The 18,804-nt window shown below is 62.4% G+C and carries 17 protein-coding genes; 7 read left to right on the top strand and 10 right to left on the bottom strand.

What is annotated here, in order from left to right; genetic code table 11:
* Positions 1-5 precede the first annotated feature (5 nt).
* Together lptG and lptF are read right to left on the bottom strand one after the other, a co-directional pair.
* Positions 6-1,067 carry an LPS export ABC transporter permease LptG gene (gene lptG / locus PRJ_RS05210; protein WP_010952171.1) on the bottom strand — a complete coding sequence of 354 codons (1,062 nt, stop codon included), beginning with the start codon at positions 1,065-1,067 and terminating at the stop codon, positions 6-8.
* On the bottom strand, positions 1,060-2,175 hold the full coding sequence (gene lptF / locus PRJ_RS05205) for an LPS export ABC transporter permease LptF (protein WP_004575655.1): 1,116 nt from the start codon (positions 2,173-2,175) through the stop codon (positions 1,060-1,062). The genes lptG and lptF overlap by 8 nt, the downstream gene beginning before the upstream one ends.
* Positions 2,176-2,476: 301 nt before the next feature.
* On the opposite strand from lptF, the gene PRJ_RS05195 reads away from it, so the two are divergent.
* From PRJ_RS05195 to rlmF, 5 genes are all read left to right on the top strand, one after another.
* A complete protein-coding gene (locus PRJ_RS05195) occupies positions 2,477-3,970 on the top strand; it encodes a leucyl aminopeptidase (RefSeq protein ID WP_104960861.1) in 1,494 nt (497 codons plus the stop codon).
* 50 nt (positions 3,971-4,020) lie between these two features.
* Positions 4,021-4,449 carry a DNA polymerase III subunit chi gene (locus PRJ_RS05190; protein WP_010952168.1) on the top strand — a complete coding sequence of 143 codons (429 nt, stop codon included), beginning with the start codon at positions 4,021-4,023 and terminating at the stop codon, positions 4,447-4,449.
* A gap of 5 nt (positions 4,450-4,454) precedes the next feature.
* Positions 4,455-4,820 carry a hypothetical protein gene (locus PRJ_RS05185; protein WP_003255102.1) on the top strand — a complete coding sequence of 122 codons (366 nt, stop codon included), beginning with the start codon at positions 4,455-4,457 and terminating at the stop codon, positions 4,818-4,820.
* A 179-nt stretch (positions 4,821-4,999) separates the two neighbouring features.
* Positions 5,000-7,846 (top strand): valine--tRNA ligase, encoded by a 2,847-nt coding sequence (locus PRJ_RS05180; RefSeq protein WP_003255103.1) that lies wholly within the window; start codon positions 5,000-5,002, stop codon positions 7,844-7,846.
* Between the two features lie 178 nt (positions 7,847-8,024).
* On the top strand, positions 8,025-8,978 hold the full coding sequence (gene rlmF, locus PRJ_RS05175) for a 23S rRNA (adenine(1618)-N(6))-methyltransferase RlmF (protein ID WP_010952165.1): 954 nt from the start codon (positions 8,025-8,027) through the stop codon (positions 8,976-8,978).
* 47 nt (positions 8,979-9,025) lie between these two features.
* On the opposite strand, the gene PRJ_RS05170 is transcribed toward rlmF, so the two are convergent.
* Positions 9,026-9,307 carry an HU family DNA-binding protein gene (locus PRJ_RS05170; RefSeq protein WP_003255106.1) on the bottom strand — a complete coding sequence of 94 codons (282 nt, stop codon included), beginning with the start codon at positions 9,305-9,307 and terminating at the stop codon, positions 9,026-9,028.
* 369 nt (positions 9,308-9,676) lie between these two features.
* Here PRJ_RS05170 and yejK point away from each other — a divergent pair, with 369 nt between their 5' ends.
* Positions 9,677-10,684, top strand: coding sequence for a nucleoid-associated protein YejK (yejK, locus tag PRJ_RS05165; RefSeq protein WP_010952163.1), 1,008 nt, complete (start codon positions 9,677-9,679; stop codon positions 10,682-10,684).
* Here yejK and PRJ_RS05160 read toward each other — a convergent pair.
* From PRJ_RS05160 to PRJ_RS05145, 4 genes are all read right to left on the bottom strand, one after another.
* Complete coding sequence (locus PRJ_RS05160; protein WP_049586473.1) at positions 10,632-10,973, bottom strand: GIY-YIG nuclease family protein; 342 nt, start codon at positions 10,971-10,973, stop codon at positions 10,632-10,634. The genes yejK and PRJ_RS05160 overlap by 53 nt on opposite strands.
* Positions 10,966-11,442 carry a nuclear transport factor 2 family protein gene (locus PRJ_RS05155; protein WP_010952161.1) on the bottom strand — a complete coding sequence of 159 codons (477 nt, stop codon included), beginning with the start codon at positions 11,440-11,442 and terminating at the stop codon, positions 10,966-10,968. Before PRJ_RS05155 ends, PRJ_RS05160 begins: the two co-directional genes overlap by 8 nt.
* A gap of 109 nt (positions 11,443-11,551) precedes the next feature.
* Positions 11,552-12,832, bottom strand: a complete 1,281-nt coding sequence (locus tag PRJ_RS05150; protein WP_064493186.1) for an MFS transporter — start codon at positions 12,830-12,832, stop codon at positions 11,552-11,554.
* Between the two features lie 13 nt (positions 12,833-12,845).
* Positions 12,846-13,496 carry a FadR/GntR family transcriptional regulator gene (locus PRJ_RS05145; RefSeq protein WP_010952159.1) on the bottom strand — a complete coding sequence of 217 codons (651 nt, stop codon included), beginning with the start codon at positions 13,494-13,496 and terminating at the stop codon, positions 12,846-12,848.
* 139 nt (positions 13,497-13,635) lie between these two features.
* On the opposite strand from PRJ_RS05145, the gene PRJ_RS05140 reads away from it, so the two are divergent.
* Positions 13,636-14,820, top strand: a complete 1,185-nt coding sequence (locus PRJ_RS05140; protein ID WP_104960860.1) for an alkaline phosphatase family protein — start codon at positions 13,636-13,638, stop codon at positions 14,818-14,820.
* A 658-nt stretch (positions 14,821-15,478) separates the two neighbouring features.
* On the opposite strand, the gene hisC is transcribed toward PRJ_RS05140, so the two are convergent.
* The 3 genes from hisC to hisG all read right to left on the bottom strand — a co-directional run bounded on the left by hisC (position 15,479) and on the right by hisG (position 18,775).
* The gene (gene hisC, locus PRJ_RS05135) at positions 15,479-16,525 is read right to left on the bottom strand and encodes a histidinol-phosphate transaminase (protein ID WP_104960859.1); all 1,047 of its coding nucleotides are present in this window, start codon (positions 16,523-16,525) and stop codon (positions 15,479-15,481) included.
* Positions 16,526-16,527: 2 nt separating this feature from the next.
* Positions 16,528-17,853 (bottom strand): histidinol dehydrogenase, encoded by a 1,326-nt coding sequence (hisD, locus tag PRJ_RS05130; RefSeq protein WP_064492416.1) that lies wholly within the window; start codon positions 17,851-17,853, stop codon positions 16,528-16,530.
* A 286-nt stretch (positions 17,854-18,139) separates the two neighbouring features.
* Positions 18,140-18,775 carry an ATP phosphoribosyltransferase gene (hisG, locus tag PRJ_RS05125; RefSeq protein ID WP_003255118.1) on the bottom strand — a complete coding sequence of 212 codons (636 nt, stop codon included), beginning with the start codon at positions 18,773-18,775 and terminating at the stop codon, positions 18,140-18,142.
* Positions 18,776-18,804 lie beyond the last annotated feature (29 nt).

Below are 18,804 nucleotides of genomic sequence, written 5' to 3'. Positions count from 1 at the left end.
GGCTATTACCCTGCCCGGCGCAACAACCACACACCGGCCAAGGCACAGATGCCCGCCGGTATCACCACCGCCAGCAGTGGCGGGAAGCCGAATACCTGGCTCGAAGGCCCAAGCAGATCCTGGCCAATGCGAAACACAAAGCCCACCAGTACACCCGTGAACACGCGCTGACCAAGGGTTACCGAACGCAGCGGGCCAAAGATGAACGAGATCGCCATCAGCACCAGGGCCGCCGTTACCATCGGCTGCAGCACCTTGGTCCAGAACGCCAGCCAGTAGCGGGAGTTGTTCAGGCCCTGATCAGACAAGTAGTGGATGTAATCCCACAACCCGGTAATCGAAAGCGACTCCGGCGCGAGGATCACGGTATTGAGCAGTTCTGGCGTGAGCGAAACATCCCAGCGCTCCTCCGGCGCATTGACCACCTCGGTGTGGTCGCCACGGAAGTAGGTGGTACGCACATCGGCGAGCAGCCAGTGGTCGTTCTGGTACTGCGCACGGCGGGCAAAGCTCGAGGTGACAATCTTGCGCTCGCTGTCGAAGCGGTAGCGGGTCACGCCCAGCAGCAGGCCATCGGGCTGTACGGCGTTGATGTGCACGTACTCCTCGCCCTGGCGGTGCCACATGCCACGTTTGGAGCTTTGTGCTTCACCACCACCCTGGGCCAGGGAACGGTCGGCCTGGGCCTTGTTCTCGGTCACCGGTGCCACATATTCGCCAATCAGCAGCCCCACCAGCATCAGCACCAGCATCGGCTTCATCACCGCCCAGACGATACGGCCAATGGACACGCCGGCCGCACGCATGATGGTCAGCTCGCTGCTGCTGGCCAGACTGCCCAGGCCGATCAGGCAACCGATCAGGGCGGCCATTGGCAGCATTTCATACAGCCGCCGAGGTGCGGTAAGCAGGACAAAGTTGCCCGCTTCCATCACCGTGTAGGTGTCACTCAGGTCGCCCATTTCATCGATGAAGGCGAAAAGCGAAGCCAGGCCGAGGATGATCCCCAGCACGGCCAGGATGGCCAGCAGCACGCTCTGGCCGATGTAGCGATCGAGCTTAGCCATGGGCCACCTCCGCACGGCGGGCGGCACGTTTGAGGCGCAGCGGCTCCCAGTACATCAGGCCAAGGCCGATCAGCAGGAACAGGCCGTGGACCCACCACATGCCCAGGGCGATCGGCAGTTTGCCCTTCTCGAGGGCGCCGCGTACGGAAATCAGCATTGTCAGGTAGGCCATGTACAGAAGAATTGCCGGCAGCAGCTTGAGGAAGCGGCCCTGGCGCGGGTTGACCCGCGACAGTGGCACCGCCAGCAGGGTGACGACGAACACCAGGATCGGCAGCGACAACCGCCATTGCAGCTCGGCGCGCTCACGCAGGCCCTCCTTGCCGATCAGTTCGGAGGTGGGAAGCGCTTCGCGCTCGGTCACTTCCTCGGCGACTTCCGGCTTGGGCAGCAGCACGCCGTAAGTGTCGTACTTGATGGCGCGGTAGTCGGCCTGGCCCGGGTTGCCGTCGTAGCGGTAACCGTTTTCCAGCACCAGGTAGCGGTTGCCGTCGGCCTGGATTTCCTGGTGGCCTTTCTCGGCAACCAGCACCGAGGGGGCGCGGTCCTTGGTCTTGTCCTGGTTGAAGCGCTTCTCGGAGATGAACACCCCGCCCAGGTTGATGCGGTCATCCGACAGTTGCTCGGTATAGGTTACCCGCGAGCCATCACGCAAGGTCTGGAAGCGGCCCGGCACCAAGGTGTCGAACTCGGTCAGGGCATCCTGCTGGCTGATGATCTGCTGCACCTGGGCAACGCCCAGGGGGGCCAGGCTCAGGCTCAGCCAGGCCACCAGCAGGGCAACCAGGGCAGCCGGCGCCATGGTCATGCCCAGCAGGCGCTGCTGGCTCATGCCAGTGGCCGACAGCACGGTCATCTCGCTTTCCAGGTACAGGCGCCCGTAAGCCAGGAGGATGCCGAGGAACAGCCCCAGAGGCAGAATCAGTTGCAGGAAGCCTGGCAAGCGGAAGCCCATAATCAGGAACAACACGCCCGGGTCGAGCACGCCCTGGGCAGCCTGGGCCAGGTACTTGATGAAGCGCCCGCTCATGATGATCACCAACAGCACAGCGCTGACGGCGCTCAAGGTGACCAGGACCTCGCGGGACAGATAACGAAAGACGATCAAACCAGACACTCCTGGGTTGTCAGGGCGGACTGCCATGCAATGGCGCCAAACAATGACTTAGTACATCCAAGACCAATGCCGGTTCGCCAAAGGCGAACCTCCATGTAAAGTGCGCGCATTATCCTGTGATTGACCGCCCCTGTCACTTGGCCGCGTACGAAGGCGCACATCGGGGTTGTCAGCACGCTTGCCACAGGCTCAAACTGGCAGCTTTTCCGCTGGTGCGCGACGACGCGGCCAGGCCCGTCCAGAGCGCTGGAACACACAGCGCCATACGTATCGATCATTCGGGGATCCTGACATGGAACTGGTTGTAAAAAGCGTAGCTGCTGCATCCGTAAAAACCGCCACACTGGTCCTTCCGGTAGGTGAAAACCGCAAGCTCGGCGCTGTTGCCCAGGCTGTCGACCAGGCTAGCGAAGGCGCCATCAGCGCCGTGCTCAAGCGCGGCGACCTGGCCGGCAAGCCGGGCCAGACCCTGCTGCTACAGAACCTTCCGGGCCTGAAGGCCGAGCGCGTGCTGCTGGTGGGCAGCGGCAAGGAAGAAGCCCTGGGCGACCGCGCCTGGCGCAAACTGGTGGCCAGTGTCGCTGGCGTGCTCAAGGGCCTGAACGGCGCTGACGCAGTACTGGCCCTGGACGATATCGCGGTCAGCAACCGCGACGCCCATTACGGCAAGTACCGCCTGCTGGCCGAAACCCTGCTGGACGGCGAATATGTGTTCGACCGCTTCAAAAGCCAGAAAGCCGAGCCGCGCGCGCTGAAAAAGGTCACCTTGCTGGCCGACAAAGCCGGCCAGGCCGAAGTCGAGCGTGCGGTCAAGCATGCCAGCGCCATCGCCAGCGGCATGGCCTTCACCCGCGACCTCGGCAACCTGCCGCCCAACCTTTGCCACCCAAGCTACCTGGCCGAACAGGCGAAGGAGCTGGGCAAGGCGCACAAGGCCCTCAAGGTTGAAGTGCTGGACGAGAAAAAGATCAAGGACCTGGGCATGGGCGCGTTCTACGCCGTGGGCCAGGGCAGCGACCAGCCGCCACGCCTGATCGTGCTCAATTACCAGGGCGGTAAAAAGGCCGACAAGCCATTCGTGCTGGTGGGTAAAGGCATTACCTTCGACACCGGCGGCATCAGCCTCAAGCCAGGCGCCGGCATGGATGAAATGAAGTACGACATGTGCGGCGCCGCCAGCGTGTTCGGCACCCTGCGTGCAGTGCTCGAGCTGCAACTGCCGATCAACCTGGTGTGCCTGCTGGCCTGCGCCGAGAACATGCCAAGCGGCGGCGCCACCCGCCCAGGTGACATCGTCACCACCATGAGCGGCCAGACCGTGGAAATCCTCAACACCGACGCTGAAGGCCGCCTGGTGCTGTGCGACACCCTGACCTACGCCGAGCGCTTCAAGCCGCAGGCGGTCATCGACATCGCCACCCTGACCGGCGCCTGCATCGTCGCCCTGGGCAGCCACACCTCCGGCCTGATGGGCAATAACGACGACCTGGTCGGGCAGTTGCTCGATGCCGGCAAGCGCGCCGACGACCGTGCCTGGCAGTTGCCGCTGTTCGAGGAATACCAGGAGCAACTGGACAGCCCGTTCGCCGACATGGGCAACATCGGTGGGCCGAAGGCCGGTACGATCACCGCGGGTTGCTTCCTGTCGCGCTTCGCCAAAGCCTACAACTGGGCGCACATGGACATTGCCGGTACCGCCTGGGTCAGTGGCGGCAAGGACAAAGGCGCCACTGGCCGCCCGGTACCTCTGCTGACCCAGTACCTGCTGGACCGCGCTGGCGCCTGAAGCCGTGAAGCCGGTGGTGCCTTGCGCGCCACCGGCCGGCGATTCCCACCATGAGCAAAGTCGACTTCTACATTCTGCCCACCGACTCGCTGTCGGCGCGGCTCGATTTCGCCTGCAAGCTGTGCGAGAAGGCCTGGCGCCTCGGCCACCGGGTCTATCTGCACTGCCAGGATGCCGAACAGCGCAGTGAACTGGACCAACGCCTGTGGCGCTTCAAGGGCGAGGCCTTCGTGCCCCACGACCTCGCCGAGGTGCATGCCGATGCTGACGTGGTTCTGGGCCTGGCTGACAACGCCGGCGAGCACCACGGTCTGCTGATCAACCTCGGCGCCAGCGTGCCGGGTTTTGTCGGGCAGTTCGAGCGGGTGGCCGAAATCGTTGTTGAAGAGCCGGCTATCCGCCAATCAGCCCGTGAGCGATTCCGTTTCTACCGCGAACAGGGCTATGCTCTGCAAGACCACCGCTTACAGCGACTTTGACGACGATGGACAAGCCCTCCCCTTTGCCCGATTCCGCCCATCTGCTCGATGACCTCGAGTCGATCCGTCAGCTGCTTGGCGACGCCGACCTGCAACCGCCACTGCTCACCGAGACGGTAGAGCAGATTCCGTTGCTGCTGGACGAAGCCGCCAGCGACCCCGCGGCACCCGCCGAACCGGTAGCTGCCGAGCCCGAGGACGACCCGCAGACCCGCCGCCAGGACACCCTGCTGCACCTGGAAAGCGAGCTGCGCGCCGCAGCGCAGATGATCATGCAGGACGTGATCAACGACTTTACCCCGCATATCGAGAACGAAATCAAGCGCCGGCTGGATGCGCGGATCGAGCGGCTGATCAAGCGTTCCGAGTAGAACCGGCAACGGTGTCGCCTGCTTCGCGGGCGCGCCCGCGCCCACAGGTTCGAAGCCTGCGCTTTGCCCGCGAAACAGGCGACACTATTCCGACAGTTGTCAGCAGCTTGTCGCCTGCGGCCCCCAGCTTGGTTATACTTCCCGGCTTTCCCGAATAAATGCACAGGGTCCCGCCGCGCATGGATAAGACCTACCAGCCGCACGCAATCGAAACTTCCTGGTACAACACCTGGGAGTCCGAGAACTATTTCGCTCCACAAGGTGCAGGCGAGTCCTACACCATCATGATCCCGCCGCCGAACGTAACCGGCAGCCTGCACATGGGCCACGGGTTCAACAACGCGATCATGGACGCCCTGATCCGTTTCCGCCGCATGCAAGGCCGCGACACCCTGTGGCAGCCAGGCACCGATCACGCGGGTATCGCCACGCAGATGCTGGTCGAGCGCCAACTTGAAGCCAAAGGCCAGAACCGTCATGACCTGGGCCGCGAAAAGTTCCTGGAAAAAGTCTGGGAATGGAAGGATCAGTCCGGTGGCAACATCAGCCGCCAGATTCGCCGCCTGGGCTCGTCGGTTGACTGGAGCCGCGAGCGCTTCACCATGGACGACGGCCTCTCCGAAGCGGTAAAAGAAGCGTTCGTGCGCCTGCATGAAGACGGCCTTATCTACCGCGGCAAGCGCCTGGTCAACTGGGACACCAAGCTGCACACGGCCATCTCCGACCTCGAAGTGGAAAACCACGACGAGAAAGGCCACCTGTGGAACCTGCGCTACCCGCTGGCCGACGGCGCCAAGACCGCCGAAGGCCAGGACTACCTGGTAGTTGCCACCACGCGTCCGGAAACCCTGCTGGGTGACGCTGCCGTGGCCGTCAACCCGAACGACGAACGCTACCAGGCACTGATCGGCAAATTCGTCGAACTGCCATTGGTCGGCCGCCGCATCCCGATCATCGCCGATGACTACTGCGACCCCGAGTTCGGTACCGGTTGCGTGAAGATCACCCCGGCCCACGACTTCAACGACTACGAAGTCGGCAAGCGTCACAACCTGCCGCTGCTGAACATCTTCGACAAGAACGCCTTCGTGCTGGCCAGCGCCCAGGCCTTCAACCTCGACGGCAGCGTTAACGAGCAGGTCGACACCCAACTGCCGGCCCAGTACGCCAACCTTGACCGCTTTGTCGCGCGCAAGCAGATCGTCGCCGACCTGGACGCCCAGGGCCTGCTGGTCAGCATCGACGACCACGCCCTGAAAGTGCCGAAAGGCGACCGCTCCGGCACGGTCATCGAGCCGTGGCTGACCGACCAGTGGTACGTTTCCACCAAGCCGCTGGCAGAGCCTGCCATCGCCGCCGTGGAAGATGGCCGCATCCAGTTCGTGCCCAAGCAATACGAGAACATGTACTTCTCCTGGATGCGCGATATCCAGGACTGGTGCATCAGCCGCCAACTGTGGTGGGGCCACCGCATTCCTGCGTGGTACGACGAGGCCGGCCAGGTCTACGTTGGCCGCAACGAGGAAGAAGTGCGCGCCAAGCACAAGCTGGGCGCCGACGTGGTCCTGCGTCAGGATGACGACGTACTCGACACCTGGTTCAGCTCGGGCCTGTGGACATTCTCCACCCTGGGCTGGCCGGAACAGACCGAATTCCTCAAGAAGTTCCATTCCACCGACGTGCTGGTGACTGGCTTCGACATCATCTTCTTCTGGGTTGCGCGCATGATCATGCTGACCATGCACCTGATCAAGAATGAAGATGGCACCCCGCAGGTACCGTTCAAGACCGTGTACGTGCACGGCCTGGTACGTGACGGCCAGGGCCAGAAGATGTCCAAGTCCAAGGGCAACGTGCTGGACCCGCTGGACATCGTCGACGGCATTACCCTCGACGCCCTGCTGGAAAAACGCACCAGCGGCATGATGCAGCCCAAGCTTGCCGAGAAGATCGCCAAGCAGACCAAGGCCGAGTTCCCCGAAGGTATTGCCAGCTACGGCACCGACGCCCTGCGCTTCACCTTCTGCTCGCTGGCCTCGACAGGCCGCGACATCAAGTTCGACATGGGCCGCGTCGAAGGCTACCGCAACTTCTGCAACAAGATCTGGAACGCTGCCCGCTACGTCCTGGACAAGGGCGAAGACTGCGGCCAGAACGGCGAAGCCTACGAGCTGTCGCTGGCCGACCGCTGGATCATCTCGCAGCTTCAGCGTACCGAAGCCGAAGTAACCCGCCAGCTGGAGCAGTTCCGCTTCGACCTGGCCAGCCAGGCGCTGTACGAGTTCATCTGGAACCAGTACTGCGACTGGTACCTGGAGCTGTCCAAACCGGTACTGTGGGACGAAAATGCCCCGGTAGAGCGCGCCCGCGGCACTCGCCGCACCCTGGTGCGCGTACTGGAAGTGGCACTGCGTCTTGCGCATCCGTTCATGCCGTTCATCACCGAAGAAATCTGGCAGCGCATCGCGCCGCTGGCCGGCATCGACGGCAAGACCATCATGCTGCAGCCATGGCCAGTGGCCAACGAAGCACGCATTGACGCCGCTGCCGAAGGCGACATCGAGTGGCTGAAAGAGTTGATGGTCGGCCTGCGCAATATCCGCGCCGAAATGAACATCGGCCCCGGCAAGCCGCTGCCGCTGTTCCTGAAGAACGCCAACGCCGACGACCAGCGCCGCCTGCAGGAAAACGAAGCGCTGCTGAAGAAGCTGGCCAAGGTCGAGTCGTTCACCGTACTGGGTGATGCCGACGAAGCGCCGCTGTCCGCTACCGCCCTGGTAGGTGACCTGCAAGTGCTGGTGCCAATGGCCGGGCTGATCGACAAGGATGCCGAGCTGGCGCGCCTGAACAAGGAAATCCAGCGTCTGCAAGGTGAAGTGCAACGTGTTGGCGGCAAGCTGTCCAACGCAGCCTTCGTCGACAAGGCCCCGCCTGCGGTGATCGAGAAGGAACGCGCCAAGCTGGCCGAGTCCGAACAGGCCCTGGCCAACTTCACCGAGCAGCATGCGCGGATTGCAGCGCTGTAATCACTAGAGAGACCGTTGGGGCCGCTGCACGGCCCTTTCGCGACACAAGGCCGCTCCCACAGGACGGCGCCAACCTTCAAGGCGCCACCCTCCTGTGGGAGCGGCCTTGTGTCGCAAAAGGGCTGCGTAGCAGCTCCAGGGTCTTCAAGCCACCGCTCGTATAGGGCTGGACACTGCCATGACCCCGAACAAACCCACCCTGCACCCGCGCAACCGCCACCAGGGTCGCTACGACTTCCCCAGCCTGATCAAGGCCCACCCTGATCTGGCCCGTTTCACCATCACCAACCCCCACGGCAAGCCCAGCATCGACTTTGCCAACCCCGAAGCCGTCCGCGTGTTCAACCGTGCACTGCTCAAGGCCCAGTACGGCATCCAGCACTGGGACATCCCAGCCGATTACCTGTGCCCGCCCATTCCTGGCCGTGCCGACTACATCCACGTAGCCGCCGATCTGTTGGCCGATGACAATGCCGGCGACGTCCCAAGGGGTGCCCAAGTGCGCGCGCTGGACATCGGCGTGGGGGCCAACTGCATCTATCCACTGCTGGGCTACAGTGACTACCGCTGGCGCTTCCTCGGTTCGGACATCGACCCGGTGGCGCTGGCCTCGGCCAAGGCTATCGTCCAGGCCAATGGCCTGGGCAAAGCCATTACCCTGCGCCAGCAGGCCAACCGAGCGCACATCCTCAGCGGCCTGCTGCAGGAGGGCGAACGCTTCGACCTGACCCTGTGCAACCCGCCCTTCCATGCCTCACGCGACGAAGCCACCCGCGGCAGCCAGCGCAAATGGAAGAACCTCGGCAAACAGGACCCCAAACGCAAGCTGCCCGTGCTGAACTTCGGTGGCCAGAACAATGAACTGTGGTGCGAGGGTGGCGAAATCCGCTTTGTCACCCAGCTGATCGGCGAAAGCGTGCAGTACGCCGAACGGGTACTTTGGTTCACCAGCCTGGTGTCCAAGGCCAGCAACCTGCCGGGCATCGAAGCCGCGTTGAAGAAGTCCGGCGCCAAGGCCGTACGCATCATTGAGATGGGCCAGGGGCAGAAACAGAGCCGCATGGTCGCCTGGAGCTTCCTTGACGACGCCGCACGCCAAGCCTGGCACGCCCAGCGTAAATCACAGGCATGAAAAAACCGCGCCCGGGCAAGCCGGGCGCGGTTTCGTCAAAGCAACAATTACTTGTTGATGGCGTCGGTCAGCACTTTGGCTGGAACGAACTTGACGACTTTCTTGGCAGCGATTTCGATGGCAGCGCCAGTCGAAGGGTTGCGGCCGGTACGGGCAGGACGCTCGGAGACTTTCAGCTTGCCGATGCCTGGCAGAGTGATTTCAGCGCCGTTTTCCAGTTGGTCAGCAACGATCTGGCCCAGTTGCTCCAGAGCGTTCTTGGCGGTGGCTTTTGGCGCGGCGATCGATTCGGCGATGTCGGCAATCAGTTGGTCTTTGGTCAATGCCATGGTGGTGTTCCTTCCCTATCAAATTCGATGGTTAAGCAGCGGACTACGACGTTATCGGGCCAGCCCCTTGAAATGGAGGGCCGCGCCAATTGCGTATGTAGATACGAAAATCGGCGTTTGGTTCGACACGACGAAAGCTTGCTGCCAGCAATGCGCACACGAGGGGCGCAAGACCGCGCAAAACTACCACATGAATGGATAAATATCCGCTTCGCACTTTGATTAAATGCAGGTTTTTCGGGGGTTTCAGCTGAAAACACACAAAATTGAACAAAAAACGAACAACCGACATATCTGCCAACATACGGCCACTGCATCACCTCAGGTCTAGGTTAAACTTGGCAACTTTTGCAGCTCGCCGAGAATTCCATGCCAATCCGTCATTGCATCGTTCACCTGATCGACAAAAAGCCCGATGGCAGCCCCGCCGTACTGCATGCTCGCGACTCCGAACTGGCTGCCTCCGATGCCATCGAAAACCTCCTGGCCGACCTCAATGACAGCTACAACGCCAAGCAAGGCAAGGCCTGGGGCTTTTTCCACGGCGAATCGGGCGCCTACCCGCTGAGCGGCTGGCTGAAGCAGTACCTGGATGAAGAAAAAGACTTCACCGCCTTCAGCCGCGTGGCTGTCGAGCATCTGCAGAAGCTGATGGAAGAGTCCAACCTGTCCACCGGCGGCCACATCCTGTTTGCCCACTATCAGCAAGGCATGACCGAGTACCTGGCGATCGCCCTGCTGCACCATAGCGAAGGCGTGGCGGTGAATGCCCAGCTCGACGTGACCCCTTCCCGTCACCTCGACCTTGGCCAGCTGCACCTGGCAGCACGCATCAACCTGTCGGAGTGGAAGAACAACCAGAACTCCAGGCAGTATATTTCGTTCATCAAGGGCAAGAACGGCAAGAAGGTGTCGGATTACTTCCGCGACTTCATCGGCTGCCAGGAAGGCGTCGACGGCCCGGGCGAAACCCGCACCCTGCTCAAGGCCTTCAGCGATTTCGTCGAAAGCGAAGACCTGCCGGAAGAATCCGCCCGCGAAAAGACCCAGACCCTGGTCGAGTACGCCACCACCCAGACCAAGCTGGGCGAGCCGGTGACGCTCGAAGAGCTGTCCAGCCTGATCGACGAGGACCGCCCCAAAGCGTTCTACGACCACATCCGCAACAAGGACTACGGCCTGTCGCCGGAAATTCCTGCTGACAAACGCACCCTCAACCAGTTCCGCCGTTTCACCGGGCGTGCCGAGGGGCTGTCGATCAGCTTCGAGGCACATTTGCTGGGGGACAAGGTGGAGTATGACGAAGCGGCGGGGACCTTGATCATCAAGGGGCTGCCGACAACCTTGGTGGATCAGCTGAAGCGCCGCAAGGACTGATTTCCCCCAAGCCGCCAAAGGAGGCCACCAGTGCCTCCTTCGCCGACTTGCGCAGCCGTTTCACCAACCGCTCCTGGCGCAGCGCCGCGCTCTTGTCCGGCCACTGCTCCACATACACCAGCGCCTGGGCCGGGCTGGTCTTGAAATAGCGGGCGCCCTGCCCTTTCTGATGCGCGGCGAACCGACGCTGCGGGTCATCGCTGATGCCGCAATACAACGAGCCATTGGCAGCCCTTACCAGATAGACAAACCAGGGCTTACCCATTGCAGGTTCGACGACTTCACTCACCCTGGGCCTGCTGGAATGCGCGCAACCCCTTGAATGCCTGCAGGCGGACCTTGTTCTGCATCAGCGGCGACCACCCCAGCAGCATTCCAGGAACACCCAACGCTTGCCGCGACCAGCGCCACAGGTCAAAGGTGTCGTCATGCTGGCAAATCAGCCCATCACGAATGACAAAGCGTGCCTGGATATCGTTGACCACAACACGGCCGGTCTGGCTGAACAGGTAGGTAGCCACCCAGTGCGCGCTGCCACTGTGCTCATCTGCGCGTATGCTGTCGAATGTCAGGGTGAAGTTCTTGGCGCGGGTGGTGAGCATCCGCCACATATCGCCTGCGTCCTTGCCGCGCAGGGTGCCGAACACCGGGTCGCTGAAAACGATATCGTCGCTGTAGCAGGCCAGCATGGCGTCGGCATCCAGGCGCTGGAAAGCCTGGTAGAAACGGGTGATCAGGGCGCGGTTGGCATCGCTCATTGGGGGCTGGTCCGTCCTAGGTTCGAAAACTGCACGATAATCTGCCCCGGTGGCTTATGCCAGTCCCGCCCTCTTGGCAGGCACGAGGACGGGACTGCTAAAACAGGCCTCAGACTTTTTCGCAGGTCACCTGCACATGCAACGCCCGCCCGGCACCCAGCCCGAACACCACGGCGCCAACGCCCAGCACCGCAAAAATCCAACCCAGTGCCGTCCAGCCGCCGGTCAGGTCATGCACCAGCCCCACCGCAAAAGGCCCCATCGAGGCCAGGGTATAACCCACCCCTTGGGCCATGCTCGACAAGTTCGCCGCCACGTGGGCGTCCTTCGAGCGCAGCACGATCAAGGTCAGCGCCAGGGCAAAGGTACCGCCCTGCCCCAGGCCCAGCACAATGGCCCACCCCCACAGTCCGGAAAGTGGCGCATACAGGCAACCGAACAGCCCCGCCAGCGTGCCCGACATGACCACCACGATTGCCAGCCGCTGGTCCTTGCCGCGGGTGGCCAGCCAGGGGGCGCTGAGCGAACTGATCAACTGCACGATTACCGACCCTGACAGCACCAACCCTGCCTCGGTCGGGGTGAGGCCGCGGCCGATCAGGATCGATGGCAACCAACCGAACACGATGTAAGCCAGTGATGACTGCAGGCCCATATACAGGGTCACCTGCCAGGCCAGTGGGTCACGCCACAAGCCTCGCACGCGATAGGCCACCTTGTGCAGGCCATGCCCCTGACGGGCCTGTGGCAGCCACACCAGCATGGCCAGCAAAGCCGGCAGCACCCAGAAGCCCAACCCCAGTGCCCAGCTGCCGTCGAAATGCTGGGCCAAAGGTACGGTGGCACCTGCGGCCATGGCCGCGCCCAGGCATAACGCCATGGTGTATACACCGGTCAGCGTGCCAGCGTGCTGTGGAAAGTCGCGCTTGACGATACCGGGTAACAATACGCCGATAATGCCGATGCTGGCCCCCGCCATCAGGCTGCCGAGGAACACCCCGATAGCCCCAAAGGTACTTCGTACCACGAGGCCAAGTGCCAGGGTGAGGAGGATGCCAAGAATCACCCGCTCGCTGCCAAAGCGCCGCGCCAGCAACGGCGCCAAGGGAGCAAACAGGCCCAGGCAGAGCACCGGCAAGGTGGTCAGCAAGCCAGCCTGTGAAGCATTCAGCCCCAAGCCTTCAGATACTTGGCCCAGCACCGGCGCCATGCTCGACAATGCCGGGCGCAGGTTCAAGGCCACCAGCACCAGGCCCAGCAGCAACAGCCAGGGCCGCCGCAACACCACAGCCTGCTGCTGGACCTGTTCGTCGTCCGCTTCAGCGTCGATCAGCAGCTCATCGAGATCCCGCTCGTTCGACGGGGAATTACGGGTGATGGATTCAGCCATGGCCTTCTCGGTCTCAGGATTCAATGAGGATACGGGTCAGGCGCTTGGCCCGTTCAGCGTCACGTTGCTCGATGGCGTCGAGGATCTGTCCATGCAAGTCGAACGTGGCCTGGCAGCGCGGAACGGTGGCCATATTGTGTTGCAGCGCGGCAGCCACGACCCCGGAAAAGTAACGGTAAAGCTCGCTTAATGCCGGGTTGTGGGCGGCATCGACCAGCCGCTGGTGGAACACCAGGTCGCAGGCCACATAGGCATCGACATCGCCGTGAAAATGCCCGGCACTGCCTTCCAGGGCATCCCGTAGCGCTTGCAGGTCGGCATCGGTACGGCGCAAGGCCGCCAGCCCGACGGCCTCCGCCTCGAGAATATGGCGGGTTTCACGGGCCTGCTCGGGCGTACACCGGGACATCGCGTGCACCGCCTGCAGCGGGTCCTGGGCAGTGCGCAGGTAGCTGCCGTCGCCCTGGCGAATTTCCACCAGGCCACTGAACGCCAGCACGCGCATGGCCTCACGCACGGTGTTGCGGCTGATGCCCAGCTGCAAGGCAAGCTCTGGCTCGGTAGGCAGGCGCTGACCGACCTGCCAATCGCCCAGCACGATGCATTCGCGCATGCGCTCTACCGCCAACTCCACCAGGGAGCGCTTGGTCAGCTCTGTATTCATGCCACTCAACCAATCATCCGACGAATTGATGCAGCTTACTGGATTGCAGGCAAAGAGGTAAACCACCTGGTATTTCTGCCAGTTGTGGGCATGCCACTTTGTTGCAACGCTCGTTGCGTGCTTTCAAGGATGCGACCCCATGCGACTGGCAAGTTTGCTGTTATTGCTGTTCCTGGCCCTGCAGCCGGGCTGTGACCCGGCCCGGCACCCGAGCCGCCCTAAAACCTTGCTCATCGGCCTTGACGGCGTGCAATTGCAGCAGTACCTGCAATTGGGCGATGCGACTAACCTGAAACAGCGGCTGCACTACGGCAAGGCTTACGCCGGGGGGATCAATGGTAAAGCCAGCGAGCAACCCACCTTGAGTGGCCCAGGCTGGATCACTTTGCTGACCGGCGTGTGGAGCGACAAGCATGGCGTTGAATCGGACGACGACTCGCAACGGGTAAACCCGGCGTTTCCTAGCCTGTTCAAGCGGCTACGCCTGGCCTACCCCAATGCCTACCTCTCCAGCATCGTCAACTGGTCGCCCATCAACACGGCATTTCTGCTGGAGGACGCCCATGGCGCCGATGTACGCGAAAGTGGTTTGCCAGATGAACAAGTGATTGAACGAACGTTGCGGATCCTCGGCGACACACCCGCTGATTTCACGTTCATTCAACTGGACGAACCTGACCAGATTGGCCATCACAGGGGTTATGGTGAGCGCTATGCGCAGGCGTTGCGCAAGGCCGACAGCGAGATCGGGCGGCTGTTGGACAAGGTAGACCAGCGGCGTCGCATGTTCCCACAGGAAGACTGGCTGGTACTCGTCAGTACCAACCATGGCCGGGACTATTGGGGCAAAGGCCATGGCGGCGCTTCGGAGCAGGAAAAGAGCATCTTCATCGCCAGCAACAAACCGTTGAATCAGGAACTGACCGAGCTGAGCATTCCTGTGGAAATGCCTGGGCCCGGCGGTCTGTACGGGCTTCCCGCGCAGACCTCGGTAGCGCCCACGGTGCTGCGCCACATGGGCCTCAAGCTGCAGCCGGAATGGCTATTGGACGGCACGCCTTTACTGGGTGATACCGGCGTGCGCAAGGCGCGGGCCGATGAAAACAAAGGACGGCTACGCTGGAACAGTAACGCCAAGGGTTATCTGACCATTATCAAGAACGGCCATGTGGTTGCCCAGGTTGCGGCCAGAGACGAGCAATGGACCGATCCGGAGGGGATGGACAAGCAGAACGATTATGCACTGGTACTGGATGGTACACCGGCGGCAGTGCGCAACAGGCCTGCAGCCAAGCCATTTGTAATCGAAGACCGCCGCTATTAATCCCTTGGGAAGCAACAGCTCTGTCGTTCCTCAAGGGCTTGCGCGCCCCCCGTAGGAGCGGGTTCACCCGCGAAAGGGCCGGCCCTGCTGGCCAATTTCACCAGCCGTTCACCGTTGCCGCCGCTACCGTATTCGCGGGTAAACCCGCTCCTACGATGGACGCGCACAGGCTGTTGTAGGAGCGGGTTCACCCGCGAATGGGCCGGGCCTGCTGGCCAATTACCACCAGCCGTTCACCGTTGCCGCCGCTACCGTATTCGCGGGTAAACCCGCTCCTACGATGGACGCGCACAGGCTGTTGTAGGAGCGGGTTCACCCGCGAATGGGCCGGGCCTGCTGGCCAATTACCACCAGCCGTTCACCGTTGCCGCCGCTACCGTATTCGCGGGTAAAACCCGCTCCTACGATGGACGCGCACAGGCTGTTGTAGGAGCGGGTTCACCCGCGAATGGGCCGGGCCTGCTGGCCAATTACCACCAGCCGTTCACCGTTGCCGCCGCTACCGTATTCGCGGGTAAACCCGCTCCTACATTGGACGCGCACAGGCTGTTGTAGGAGCGGGTTCACCCGCGAATGGGCCGGGCCTGCTGGCCAATTTCCACCGACCGTTCGCCGCTGCCGCCGCTACCGTATTCGCGGGTAAACCCGCTCCTACACGTCAGCTCAACGCATCCAGCAGCGCCTGGTTCATTTCCGGCGTACCGATGGTAATCCGCAGGAACTGGGCAATACGCGGCTGCTTGAAGTGACGCACGATCACGCCCTGCTCGCGCAAGCGTGCCGCCAGCTCGCCGGCATCCTGCTGCGGGTGGCGGGCGAAGATGAAGTTGGCAGCCGACGGCAGCACCTCAAAGCCCTTGGCCTGCAGCTGACCGACCAACACCTCGCGGCTGTCTATTACCTTGCGGCAGGTTTCCTCGAAGTACTCACGGTCTTCGAACGCCACCGCCGCGCCGACGATAGCTGCACGGTCCAGTGGATAGGAGTTGAAGCTGTTCTTGATCCGCTCCAACGCCTCGATCAGGTCCGGATGCCCCACCGCCAGGCCAACTCGCAGCCCCGCCAGCGAGCGCGACTTCGACAGCGTCTGGGTAACCAGCAGGTTATCGTAGCGGTCCACCAGGCTGATCGCCGTTTCACCACCGAAATCGATGTAGGCCTCATCCACCACCACCACCGAATCACGGTTGGCCTGCAGCAACTCCTCCACCACCTGCAACGGCATCAGGCAACCGGTCGGCGCGTTGGGGTTGGGGAAGATGATGCCAGCGTTGGGCTTTTTGTAGTCCTCAATGCGGATCTGGAACTGCTCATCCAGCGCCACCTGTTCGAAGGCAATGCCGTACAGGCCACAGTAGACCGGGTAGAAGCTGTAGCTGATGTCCGGGAACAGCAGCGGCGCATCGTGCTGGAACAGGCCGTGGAAGATGTGCGCCAGCACCTCGTCCGAACCGTTGCCGACAAACACCTGCGCCGGGGTCACGCCGTAGTACTCGGCCACCGCTTGCTTGAGACGGTCACCGTTCGGGTCCGGGTACAGGCGCAGGTTATCGTTCAGCTCGCCGCGCATGGCCTCCAGCGCCTTGGGCGACGGGCCATAGGGGTTTTCGTTGGTGTTCAGCTTGACCAGGCGGGCCAGCTTGGGTTGCTCGCCCGGCACGTAAGGCACCAGGTCCTTGACGAAGGGGCTCCAGAATCGACTCATGCTCAGTTCCCCTTCTCTTGGGTCAAAATACGGTATTCAGCGCTGCGGGCGTGGGCGGTCAGCGACTCGCCACGGGCCAGGACCGAGGCAGTGTGGCCCAGTTCGGACGCGCCCTGTTCGGAGCAGAAGATGATCGACGAACGCTTCTGGAAGTCATACACCCCCAGCGGCGACGAAAAACGCGCGGTACCTGAAGTGGGCAGCACGTGGTTAGGGCCAGCGCAGTAATCGCCCAGCGCTTCGCTGGTGTGGCGGCCCATGAAGATCGCGCCAGCGTGGCGAATGTGTGGCAGCCAGGCTTGAGGGTCGGCCACCGACAGCTCCAGGTGCTCCGGTGCAATGCGGTTGGCCACTTCCATGGCCTGCTGCATGTCACGTACCTGGATCAGCGCACCACGGCCATTGATCGACTTCTCGATGATATCGGCACGTTCCATGGTCGGCATCAGCTTGTCGATGCTGGCAGCCACGCGATCGAGGAAAGCAGCATCCGGGCTGACCAGGATGGCCTGGGCGTCTTCGTCGTGCTCGGCCTGGGAGAACAGGTCCATGGCAATCCAGTCCGGGTCGGTCTGACCGTCGCACACCACGAGAATTTCCGAGGGGCCGGCGATCATGTCAATGCCTACCTGGCCGAACACGTGGCGTTTGGCGGTGGCAACGTAGATGTTGCCCGGGCCGACGATCTTGTCCACCTGCGGCACGCTTTCAGTACCGTAGGCCAGCGCAGCCACGGCCTGGGCACCACCGACGGTGAACACCCGGTCGACACCGGCGATGCAGGCAGCCGCCAGCACCAGCTCGTTGACCTCACCACGCGGGGTCGGTACCACCATCACCACTTCAGCCACGCCCGCGACCTTGGCCGGGATGGCGTTCATCAGCACCGACGACGGGTACGACGCCTTGCCGCCCGGCACATACAGGCCAGCACGGTCCAGCGGGGTGACCTTCTGGCCGAGCACGGTGCCGTCGGCCTCGGTGTACTGCCAGGAATCCTGCTTCTGCCGCTCGTGATAAATGCGCACACGGTTGGCGGCCTTTTCCAGGGCCTCGCGCTGGACCGGGGTAATACGGGTCAGCGCCAGTTCCAGGCGCGCGCGATTGAGGATCAGGTCGTCAATCGACTTGGCGTCAACACCATCGAAACGCTGGGTGAATTCCACCAACGCCGCATCACCGCGTTCACGCACGGCCTTGATGATGTCGAGCACGCGCTGATTGACCGCGTCATCGGACACACTTTCCCAGCTCAGCAGATGATCCAGATGTCGGGCGAAATCCGGATCAGCGGCGTTGAGACGGGCAATTGCAGTGGACACGGTCATGGCGAGGGCCTCGTAATATTAGCGAATGCTCAGGCGCCCTAGGGGATTGTGCGAAAAGTGCCTGCGCGACGATCATGCTACGTTAAAAACAGGCTCGGAATGCTCATTTGCAACCAGCAAAGTCGGGCGCGACCCCGGCCGTTCCTCGCCTGTTTTCGTTCTTGCATGATCGCCGCTCGGCGACTTTTCGCACAATCCCAAGCTACCAGTCCATCCGCGCGGGCACCCGAGAAAAATGGCTATGACGCGGATAGACGGGCGCGACAGCGAAGGTCGCGCGCAGGAGTCAACCGCGGTGTCGCGATTCGACCGCTTGACGCAGCGTGTCGATCAGGCTCTGGATACGGGCGTGCTGCATTTTCATGGAGGCTTTGTTGACCACCAGGCGCGAGCTGATCGTGGCGATCAGTTCCTGGGGTTCCAGGCCGTTGGCACGCAGGGTGTTGCCGGTGTCGACCACGTCGATGATCTTGTCGGCAAGGTTGATCAGCGGCGCCAGCTCCATCGAGCCATACAGCTTGATGATGTCGACCTGGCGACCTTGTTCGGCATAGTAACGCTTGGCTACGTTGACGAACTTGGTGGCCACACGCAGGCGGCCCTTGGGCTCGGCTGCGCCGACTACGCCCGCGGTCATCAGCTTGCATTGAGCAATCTGCAGGTCCAGGGGCTCATACAGGCCCTGGCCGCCGTACTCCATCAGCACGTCCTTGCCGGCCACACCCAGGTCGGCAGCACCATGCTCGACATAGGTCGGCACGTCGGTGGCACGCACGATCAGCAGGCGCACATCGTCCTGCGTGGTAGGAATGATCAGTTTGCGGCTCTTGTCCGGGTTTTCAGTCGGCACGATGCCGGCCTCGGCGAGCAACGGCAAGGTATCGTCGAGAATACGGCCTTTGGAAAGCGCGATGGTCAACATTGGAACGTCGGTCCTTAAGCGGCTGCTGC

Source organism: Pseudomonas sp. XWY-1 (assembly GCF_002953115.1).
In the GTDB taxonomy this organism is placed as follows: Bacteria; Pseudomonadota; Gammaproteobacteria; order Pseudomonadales; family Pseudomonadaceae; genus Aquipseudomonas; species Aquipseudomonas alloputida.
This window is presented reverse-complemented; position numbering and strand designations above follow the sequence as displayed.

Excerpts from the sequence above, each read along its gene's own strand:
- PRJ_RS05140 (WP_104960860.1), top strand. The coding sequence starts at position 13,636 with ATGCGACTGGCAAGTTTGCTGTTATTGCTGTTCCTGGCCCTGCAGCCG.
- PRJ_RS05180 (WP_003255103.1), top strand. The coding sequence starts at position 5,000 with ATGGATAAGACCTACCAGCCGCACGCAATCGAAACTTCCTGGTACAAC.
- hisC (WP_104960859.1), bottom strand. The coding sequence starts at position 16,525 with ATGAGTCGATTCTGGAGCCCCTTCGTCAAGGACCTGGTGCCTTACGTG.
- PRJ_RS05195 (WP_104960861.1), top strand. The coding sequence starts at position 2,477 with ATGGAACTGGTTGTAAAAAGCGTAGCTGCTGCATCCGTAAAAACCGCC.
- rlmF (WP_010952165.1), top strand. The coding sequence starts at position 8,025 with ATGACCCCGAACAAACCCACCCTGCACCCGCGCAACCGCCACCAGGGT.
- yejK (WP_010952163.1), top strand. The coding sequence starts at position 9,677 with ATGCCAATCCGTCATTGCATCGTTCACCTGATCGACAAAAAGCCCGAT.
- PRJ_RS05145 (WP_010952159.1), bottom strand. The coding sequence starts at position 13,496 with ATGAATACAGAGCTGACCAAGCGCTCCCTGGTGGAGTTGGCGGTAGAG.
- PRJ_RS05155 (WP_010952161.1), bottom strand. The coding sequence starts at position 11,442 with ATGAGCGATGCCAACCGCGCCCTGATCACCCGTTTCTACCAGGCTTTC.
- lptG (WP_010952171.1), bottom strand. The coding sequence starts at position 1,067 with ATGGCTAAGCTCGATCGCTACATCGGCCAGAGCGTGCTGCTGGCCATC.
- PRJ_RS05150 (WP_064493186.1), bottom strand. The coding sequence starts at position 12,832 with ATGGCTGAATCCATCACCCGTAATTCCCCGTCGAACGAGCGGGATCTC.
- PRJ_RS05185 (WP_003255102.1), top strand. The coding sequence starts at position 4,455 with ATGGACAAGCCCTCCCCTTTGCCCGATTCCGCCCATCTGCTCGATGAC.
- hisG (WP_003255118.1), bottom strand. The coding sequence starts at position 18,775 with ATGTTGACCATCGCGCTTTCCAAAGGCCGTATTCTCGACGATACCTTG.
- hisD (WP_064492416.1), bottom strand. The coding sequence starts at position 17,853 with ATGACCGTGTCCACTGCAATTGCCCGTCTCAACGCCGCTGATCCGGAT.
- PRJ_RS05190 (WP_010952168.1), top strand. The coding sequence starts at position 4,021 with ATGAGCAAAGTCGACTTCTACATTCTGCCCACCGACTCGCTGTCGGCG.
- PRJ_RS05170 (WP_003255106.1), bottom strand. The coding sequence starts at position 9,307 with ATGGCATTGACCAAAGACCAACTGATTGCCGACATCGCCGAATCGATC.